9 protein-coding genes are annotated in these 8,758 nt (G+C 38.8%); all 9 read right to left on the minus strand.

What is annotated here, in order from left to right; genetic code table 11:
* Positions 1 to 1,358 (minus strand): transposase (locus tag CSD97_RS18290; protein ID WP_098032888.1); only part of this gene is annotated, 1,358 nt, incomplete at its 3' end.
* A gap of 72 nt (positions 1,359 to 1,430) precedes the next feature.
* Positions 1,431 to 1,766 (minus strand): IS66 family insertion sequence element accessory protein TnpB, encoded by a 336-nt coding sequence (tnpB, locus tag CSD97_RS18295; protein WP_007761176.1) that lies wholly within the window; start codon positions 1,764 to 1,766, stop codon positions 1,431 to 1,433.
* Complete coding sequence (locus CSD97_RS18950; RefSeq protein WP_173675129.1) at positions 1,760 to 2,122, minus strand: hypothetical protein; 363 nt, start codon at positions 2,120 to 2,122, stop codon at positions 1,760 to 1,762. The genes tnpB and CSD97_RS18950 overlap by 7 nt, the downstream gene beginning before the upstream one ends.
* 196 nt (positions 2,123 to 2,318) lie before the next feature.
* Positions 2,319 to 3,452 carry a UDP-galactopyranose mutase gene (glf, locus tag CSD97_RS18305; protein WP_098032883.1) on the minus strand — a complete coding sequence of 378 codons (1,134 nt, stop codon included), beginning with the start codon at positions 3,450 to 3,452 and terminating at the stop codon, positions 2,319 to 2,321.
* A 10-nt stretch (positions 3,453 to 3,462) separates the two neighbouring features.
* Positions 3,463 to 4,536, minus strand: a complete 1,074-nt coding sequence (locus tag CSD97_RS18310) for a hypothetical protein (protein WP_143272446.1) — start codon at positions 4,534 to 4,536, stop codon at positions 3,463 to 3,465.
* Positions 4,533 to 5,435 (minus strand): polysaccharide pyruvyl transferase family protein, encoded by a 903-nt coding sequence (locus tag CSD97_RS18315; protein WP_098032885.1) that lies wholly within the window; start codon positions 5,433 to 5,435, stop codon positions 4,533 to 4,535. Before CSD97_RS18315 ends, CSD97_RS18310 begins: the two co-directional genes overlap by 4 nt.
* 4 nt (positions 5,436 to 5,439) lie before the next feature.
* Positions 5,440 to 6,996 (minus strand): hypothetical protein, encoded by a 1,557-nt coding sequence (locus CSD97_RS18320; protein ID WP_098032886.1) that lies wholly within the window; start codon positions 6,994 to 6,996, stop codon positions 5,440 to 5,442.
* 98 nt (positions 6,997 to 7,094) lie between these two features.
* Positions 7,095 to 7,601: a hypothetical protein gene (locus tag CSD97_RS18325; RefSeq protein WP_244284060.1), complete on the minus strand. Its 507-nt coding sequence runs from the start codon at positions 7,599 to 7,601 to the stop codon at positions 7,095 to 7,097.
* Positions 7,602 to 7,616: 15 nt separating this feature from the next.
* Positions 7,617 to 8,165, minus strand: a complete 549-nt coding sequence (locus tag CSD97_RS18330) for a UpxY family transcription antiterminator (protein ID WP_098032887.1) — start codon at positions 8,163 to 8,165, stop codon at positions 7,617 to 7,619.
* Positions 8,166 to 8,758: the final 593 nt, after the last annotated feature.

Below are 8,758 nucleotides of genomic sequence, written 5' to 3' on the forward strand. Positions count from 1 at the left end.
GGAGTTAATCCGGCATCATCGTATTTACGCTCCCTCATAAAGAACTCCTTTAAAATTTCGGAAAAGCGTTCTGCAGTCGGTTCACCACCCTGATTGGAAGCCTTGACAAACTTGTTCTTGGCATGTGACATACAAACTTGGTGTACAGTATCTTTAAAACGGGCTGATTTCAGATCATTGCCGATAAACACATAAGCATTGTATCCGTCGGACATGATACTCTTCAATTCTGCATCACCCAAAAAGTCTGTAAGTACCTCACGACCGCGCGAGCCATTCTCATAGAAGAAAATGGCTGTTTTCCGAGCCTTGTTGACCAGAACCCAAATATAGCACTTCTTATAGTGATCATATTTACGCACCTTACACCAGGTCTCATCGCAGTTCACTATCGAGTCTTTTTCCAAAGCTATGGACTTCAATACACAGACCAATTCATCCAGGTATTTCTTGCCTTTCTTAAGCCAGTTGCGCAATGTGTTTTTAGAAACGGTCATGCCCATATCTGTCAGCCATTGGTGAAGAAGACCGAAAGTCACATTCTTCACATAAACTTCATAGGCGATAGCCTGCAGAAATTCAGGAGTAGCTTTAGTACCCTCGAATCTGGTCACCACCTCCGGATGGCCTTCAGAAGGGAAATAACCCCACCTGGGCTTTTTACCAGGCTCTGCATAATGAACCATCTCAAAACATTCTTCCGTAAGGAAAGTACGGAAACTGAACACCCGTACCATTCTCCTTTCAATGATGCGACCGGGAACCTTTGTCAAGTCAGAAGGATGCTCTATTACTTCTCCGGATACTCCCGTCGTTTTATAACCGTCAGGACGATTGGACAAATCACGGCCTTTCCCGGAAGGCTCTTTAACCTCCGGTGATTGGACATGACCAACCGAATCCGTGCGAAGCGTATCATCGGTTCCATCATAATCATCCTTCTCCTTGTTCCGGTCTGAATCACCCGTCTTAGCTTTAGATTTGATCTTTTGACGTCGATCACCAAAACGTTCCTGATGGGCATAATCAAGTCTTTCCTGAAGTGATTTAATCTTACGTTCAGCCGATTTGCGAAGTTTATGCTCTTCTGACAACCGATTCTCAAGGTCAGCATGTTTCGATTCCATAGAGGACACCTGAGCCTTCAGATCCTTCATCTGAGCCATAAAATCCTCCAAAACAAGCTTCATGGCATCACTTGTCAACCGAAGATCCTGATTCTGTTCGGCAAGGTATTGTATGTATCGCTCTTTCTGATCCTCTGCCATACCTGCACTATAATTTATAGGGTTGCGTGAGTAGGTTTCCCTACTCAACAACTCTCGTTTTGTTGTAATTATATCTTGCAGATCGATCATACTTAAACCTTTGATTTACAGCATTAAAGGTAATAAAATAATCGCAAAACCGCAAGTGGATAAATAGATTGATTATCTGATTTTTAATGTTTTAACTATAGGATTCTCAAGAATCAAAACCACGTCCTTCCAGGCAATCCGATAAACAGTATCTGCCCCGTTCCGCTCTACTTTCATGAACTGATAGCCTGCTACAAACTTCTTTTCGAACAGACTATATGAACGATTATCAAATGAAAACATACGGACTATCCTGCGATTTCGAGACATGACTATAAAGACGTCTCCATCATTGGGCTCACGGTGAAGCCGTTCACGAATGACAGACAACACACGGCTGTGTTTACAACGCATATCGGTAAAATCACGGACATAATAAAAATGATTCAGACCGGTAACACTCAACATAACCCCTCCAACTTCTCTACCATACGAACCAAATCCTGGTAGCTTAAATTCTTTTGGGACAAATGCAAGCCATTGCTGATACGAATCCCAACCCAAATACGAACCGGGTGATCATCTCTGCTTGGTGATACCGGTTGAGGTTGATCACTAGCCCTGGATTTTTCCTCATGACCAATTGCAGGAGCACCATCAACCTGGACTTCAACTACTTTTTTACGGGTATCCTTGTACCATTTCTGAAAGATGTTATAAGGAACTTTGTTCTTAACGCAAAACGATTGGAGAGATTCTCCATGAGGCAAAGCCTCGGTCTGGTATTGAAAGTAAAACCTTTCAAGATCTTCACTGCTATACATAAATTCTAAAATTTTTGTTCGCAGCGAAGATAGAGGTTGCAATCAATAGCCATTTTTTGACTGCTTACATTTGTATTAGACTGCAAAGTTGCAAAATCAAGTCCGTTTCATTTCAAAAAACCGTGTAATTGACTATATTTCAATAATTTCAAAGAACTATTTATCCACTTTTACGGGACAGTAGTGTATTATTTATTTAAATATCCTTATTGAATTTCTTAAACACTGACTCAATCGTTGGAGCCATATCGTAATATTTGTATTCTGCCAAACGTCCCCCAAAAATGACGCCATCCTCTTGTTCTGCAAGTGCCTTATATTGTAAATACAATTCTGAATTGCGACTATCATTCACCGGATAGTAGGGCTCCATATCCTCTTCCCATTCAGCCGAAAATTCTTTAGAGATTACCGTTTTGGCATTCCTATAAACATCCAGCCCGAAGCAATCGAAATGTTTATGTTCAATTATACGTGTATATGGAACCTCTGCATCAGTATAATTCACTACCGCATTCCCTTGATAGTTTGGAGTTTCAAGTATGTCTTCTTCAAACCGCACCGTCCTGTAATCCAACTTGCCGAACTGATAGCTGAAATACTCATCTATCTGACCCGTAAACACAATCTTTTCAGCAAAAGATTTCCAATAATCCCTGTTTGCAAAGAAATCACAGTCCGTTCTGCACTCTACTCCTTGCAACAATCCATCAATCAATTTGTTATAACCACCTATTGGAATGCCTTGATACAGGTCATTGAAATAATTGTTGTCAAACACCAGACGGACGGGCAACCGTTTGATGATGAAAGCAGGAAGTTCTGTACATTTACGCCCCCATTGTTTTTCGGTGTACCCTTTTATCAAGCGTTCATAAATGTCTTTTCCGACCAGTAGTAAGGCCTGTTCTTCCAAGTTCCGCGGTTCTGCAATTCCCCGCTTTTTCATCGCAGTTATTACTTCCTGCTTTTGTTCCTCAATCTTTCGTGAAGCTTGTTCCGGAGTAACTACGCCCCACATCTGATAGAAAGTATTCATATTGAAAGGCAAATTATAAAGCGTTCCTTTGTAATTTGCTATGGGGGAATTGGTATAGCGGTTGAACTCCACAATGGAGTTGACAAATTTCCAAACCTCTTTATTGGATGTATGGAAGATGTGTGCTCCATATTTATGCACGTTTATACCTTCGATGTTTTCTGTATAGACATTCCCGCCCAAATGAGGACGTTTGTCTATCACCATACACTTTTTACCTTGCCGATGAGCCAAATGGGCAAAGGTAGCTCCGAAAAGACCGGAACCGACAATCAGATAATCGTATTTCATAAGTACTGAGTTAACAAATGGTTATTTTCTCCAAAAGCTTACAATAGTTTTTTACAATACGGATCCCCGTCATATGAACCAATGCAAAAGAGGTACGCTGAAACAACGTGGTCGTCTTTGAATCCATCTTATCGAGAACTTCTTTATAATTCATATCAACGAATCGCCTCAAATGTACAAACCTTTCAGGATATTGGTCTTTTACCAGTTTCACTTTATGCCAGTTCCGATGTCTATTAGCATGCTGGTGAAACCATAAAGGAGTATCTGCAAACATTATTTTATTGGAATTATGAAAAGATTCCATAACCTCATTTGGAATTTTCTCATCATATCTCCGATAAAAATAGGTTCTCTCGGATACCTGAAAAATAAGATGGTCTGTCGCACCATTATATGGAGGATTCCTATTTATATGGTCAAACGGTACATACCATTCGTTATCCCAAAACAAATTAATTCCGGAAACCGTTATTGTAGCCTTATCATTTTGAAGTCTCCATTCGGCATATCTTTGATAATACGTCTTCAAATGCCCAACCATCCATAAAGGGAGCATCTTTAAACATGGTTTATCTAGCTTCAAGGAAACCCTGCGATATGCAGAAATATACATCATAAGAAACCATCCGATGACGAAGCCAGGATTCCATTTAATCGGACTTTCTGCACGGCATATATCTCTCCAACGTTTTAACTCATCTGTAAAATATATTTGGTCTGGATCTATTATCATTGCATATTTATATGATACTTTAGAAAGGGCAAAATTGCATTGATTACAAAACAAACGAGGGGAATCTTCGGGCAAACTTATTGCAAGCTTAAAATCTTCATAAGAAAGGTTGAAGCCAAGCACATCATGATTATATGAATAAATCTTTAATTTGTCTGGATACTGCAAGCGTTTACGTTCTAATATCTTCGGAGTGTCATCTGTACAATCATTATAAACAACAATAAGCTCATCCAAAGCATCAATGCATGAATCTATGCACGCTCCTATAAATTGCGCTTCATTTTTAGCTCGCATGATACCAGATAAACCTCTTTCTCGATTCTGCCGTAATGTAAATGCTGTCATATTCTCAAACAATGTTTGAAAGGACAAACCGATAACAATAAATTCATGTCGATATTTATTGGAATCCAATATTTCCTATATTCTAATATATCTTCAATAGATATTTCCGAAGTTATTCTCACAGCTTCTGGTATTATGTCTCTAACAGAAGAATAATAATCTTGAAATTTAAAACGTTGCCATAAGGTCTTTTCTGAAAACTCCACCCAAGTATTTGGAATACCGTATGCATCTGCAACTATTAAACCATGTAAAGATGAAGATATGATATACTCACATTGATTTATTTCATCTATAATATTGTGCCAATGTTTATACTTATTCAGTTTGATAATTTTTACATCCTTATATTTCGATGCCAAATCAAATATCATAGGATTATCTAAATCGTCAACGTGTGGAATCATACCTAAAACAAATTTGCGTTTACGATTAACCGGAGTATAAACCAAAGGTAATAATAGAACCGGATCACCATAAATAGGTGGACAATCAACACCTAAAGATACTAAACGCTTTCGAGATAATTTTCCACGGACGGCACAAACCTTTAATGGCTTTTCCTTTATTGTTGTCTCATCTAAAATAAATCCAGCTCCCCATATTATGCTACGACTATTTGCCAATGAATCTAGAATAGACCCTATACAACAATAATGAATTGCTTTATGAATATAAATATCATTATAATTAATGATTTTCTTTCCTGTTAATTCTAACAACATGTAATAATTTAAGTCATCACCAAAGTTTCTGTGTTTTACATGTTTCCCATATAACACCATATATCCATTAATAAGCAATCTTTCATTTTGATTTAGAAGAAGGAAATAAATGGTATTTAATAACTTATTTATTACACGGAAAGATTTTTTAATTAAAAACTTTACTATATTCACGATACTATTTAAGATTAGTTTTATAGTGAAAATTGCTTATTTTAGCCAATAATATCCATCTAATAAATTGTCGTTCTGAAGCAGTACATCCAACAAAAAACACAGATAAAATAACACAGAACAGACTAATAGATGTAACGACTATAAACCGGACCCACCCATAAGGTAAACTATTGTGAACAAGAACTGGAACAACAATTGCAATTGCCAAAACTGACACCACATTAACACATACATTCCCCAAAAATCTTTTTATAGATAATCCCACCATCACTCGGAGAAAATAAAGGCGTAACAGAAGGCACACTAATGAAATAATTATGCAAACATAATAAGTTGATTCAGGAGGTGAACCACATTTAAAACATACATACGACAAGGGAAATATTAACATTTGGACACCGCCTACAGTTATTTGATAATTGCGAATATTAGCAGTAGCAAACTGCATAGTTATCAGTGTATTTGACAATACGTCACAAAGAGATGTCAATAAGACAAGGCGTATAAAAGTTACTGTATATTCAGGAATTTGATTTAACCACAACATCAAGACAAAATCTGTTTCAAGAAAAATAGGTAAAGCTAAAAGCAAAATTATATAGAATGAAAATCTTGCCCCTCGCTCTGCCAATGAAAACATATAAAATCTATTATTTACAGCATAAGATTTTGTTATTTGAGGATTAAGCGCAGTCACAAAATTTCCGACAAAAGCACATATCGCATTGTTGACAGTTACAGCAATACCTCGAGCCGTATTTATAGCGAGTCCATAAAAAAGGTTCAACAATATATTAATTCCATGATTATTAATTAAAGCAGATGATGCACCGATAAAATTCCACCCTGCAAATGCACTCATTTCCTTCCAGTATTCCTTGTCGAAACGCAACCGGAAGCGACATTCTTCGAAATTGCGATGGCAATAACGGAGATAGACTACCTGAAGTGACATACCGACTACTACCAGTAATAGTGCATACACAATCAATCGGTCAAACAGCCAGGGGGAATAGGCAATGAACAATACAATGAGCAAGCGCAGGATTACATCCAATATGCCAATGTAGGCAAATGCCTTCATGCGTTCGTGGGAGATGATGGAAGCATTGTAGGGTACGCTAAACAGTCCTAACATGAAAGAGAGGACTGATGCCTGAAATACCCAATTGGCGGCATAGAGGCGAGCGGTGGGTATTGTCAGACGGTGATTCAAAAACCACACTCCAACGGTTTCCATCAGTACCAACACGACGGCCATCAGCACCACATGGATGGAAACGGAGGTGGTGAAGACTCGTTTCAACCGATCCATGTTTCCTCTGCCCAACTCAAACGTCAGAAAACGGCTGACGGATGCAGACAGTGAACTGGAAACAAGGGAAAACATCGCCACAAAGCCCCCTACCACATTATATATACCATAATCTTCAACTCCCAATGCGTTCAATACTATACGCGAAGTATAAAGCGACACTAACATGCCGAACAGCATGCGAATATAGAGCATAAGCGTATTTTTAGCGATGCGCTTAGTATTTTCTGATTGCGTCAACATAGAGGCTTATATCGTATTACAGTCTGAAGATGCGTTTTCAAAGAAGGTGCCAAAACAATAAGGGAACAGTTCTTTTTATGAGAGAGTCGCAACCTTTCTCAGGGGCATCGTGGAGGGGGATGGCAATTTTTACTAAAAATCCCGAGAGCTTTTACTAAGGCCCCGTACATTAAGCTCCGCGTACTTACTTTTTTCCACCATGATGTCTTCCGAGAACGCTCAAAATCATGTGTCTCATTCAAATAGAGTTCATAGCTCCATCGGTTATGTATCATCTCATAGATAGCTCCCCAATCGGGTAGTTTCCCGACATTCAAGTCATCGATATACAAGTCTGCCTTCACCTTCCTGCAAGGGCTGGTCATATCCGGTTTTACCTGCTCATCCGGATGGTTGGCGTTGACAGCGTAAAACTCCACTCCCCGCTTGCGACAAAATTCCACTGCTTCTTCCAACAGTTTCCCTTCACGCACGCTCCATAAGATAAGCAGATGCCGTTCAGCCTGCAACTGTTTCAGAGTGGCGATGGCAAAAGGTATTTCCTTTCCTATCTGCGGGTATCTGTGCTCCACAATGGTTCCGTCAAAATCTACAGCAATAATCATATTGTTTATTCGATTCTACAAGAACTGTACATATTCAAGGTTGACCTCTACCGCAGCCACAAGCCAATTGGGCAATTCTACAAGAATGCGTTTGGTCTTAGAACCTCGTGTGGAGAGTAACACACCTTCATAACCATTCAAATTTCCACCTACAATGCGAATTTTACGTCCGTACATGGCCGATGTCAATTCGTCGGGTAGGTAATAAGACGGATTGGCGGTGCTTTCTACGGCATGGATAAACCGTTCCATATCATCGTCCGGAACGGTCATGGGGCTACGATAGCCTTTCCCTTTCTGATAACGGTATTGCAAAGTCGGAATTTTTTCCACAATGGGATCCAGGTGTTTTTGAGCGTCATGTACAAAAAGCAAATCCTGTATGAAAGGTCTTTTTTCACGTTCCCGTTTGCCCTTTTTGATCGACAGATGCCATCTCAAAGGAGTAAAGACCTTTATGTTTAATTCACCCAGTTGCTTATAAGCCGGTTCTTTGGCATTTGGACGCTTCAAGTCACGCATGACAAACCAGTGCATCGGTTCTTCGGATTGATTCATTGGCATAATTTTGGTATCAAGACATACCTTCTAGTCCTGCATAATTCCTATATCTGTTGATTATTACGCAGTTACCTTTATGTGCTGCAAAAGTTTGAACTTTTGCCCGGATTTGATTTATATTCATCAATCTTATAAATTCCACCTTATTATATAAGGCAATATCTGGGGGAAACACCCTCTTTTCCGTACTTCTCTTTGTAAGAGAGAGATTGAGGGATTAATAATTGAATAACCGACTGATATTCAATTATAACCTTTCGCAGATAACAGCTGTTTTGCAAAACAAATGTTCAAAAAAGGTCTCTAATGTAATTTAGAAAGACTTCTATATTGGGCAAAAAACAGCCATATTATACCTGTTTTTCAGTTAAAATCCGTACCTTTGTGGTACAAAATCTCTCTCTTACAAAGAGAATGAACCATTTGCAAAACAAATCACCAGTCCATTTTCAGCTATTACATTCATCATTGGATATCTATAATCCGTCCGATGCACTCTCAATCTTTACTTTTCAAAGAACAATTGCGGTGTTTATCAGTATGTATTTGGTGGTACCTTTTGACTTTACACCGGTATTTCTCTCATTAAGAGAAGT

Origin of the sequence: Bacteroides sp. AR29 (genome assembly GCF_900217715.1) — a bacterium.
GTDB lineage: Bacteria > Bacteroidota > Bacteroidia > Bacteroidales > Bacteroidaceae > Bacteroides > Bacteroides uniformis.

Excerpts from the sequence above, each read along its gene's own strand:
- tnpB (WP_007761176.1), bottom strand. The coding sequence starts at position 1,766 with ATGTTGAGTGTTACCGGTCTGAATCATTTTTATTATGTCCGTGATTTT.
- CSD97_RS18950 (WP_173675129.1), bottom strand. The coding sequence starts at position 2,122 with ATGTATAGCAGTGAAGATCTTGAAAGGTTTTACTTTCAATACCAGACC.
- glf (WP_098032883.1), bottom strand. The coding sequence starts at position 3,452 with ATGAAATACGATTATCTGATTGTCGGTTCCGGTCTTTTCGGAGCTACC.
- CSD97_RS18310 (WP_143272446.1), bottom strand. The coding sequence starts at position 4,536 with ATGACAGCATTTACATTACGGCAGAATCGAGAAAGAGGTTTATCTGGT.
- CSD97_RS18320 (WP_098032886.1), bottom strand. The coding sequence starts at position 6,996 with ATGTTGACGCAATCAGAAAATACTAAGCGCATCGCTAAAAATACGCTT.
- CSD97_RS18325 (WP_244284060.1), bottom strand. The coding sequence starts at position 7,601 with ATGATTATTGCTGTAGATTTTGACGGAACCATTGTGGAGCACAGATAC.
- CSD97_RS18330 (WP_098032887.1), bottom strand. The coding sequence starts at position 8,165 with ATGCCAATGAATCAATCCGAAGAACCGATGCACTGGTTTGTCATGCGT.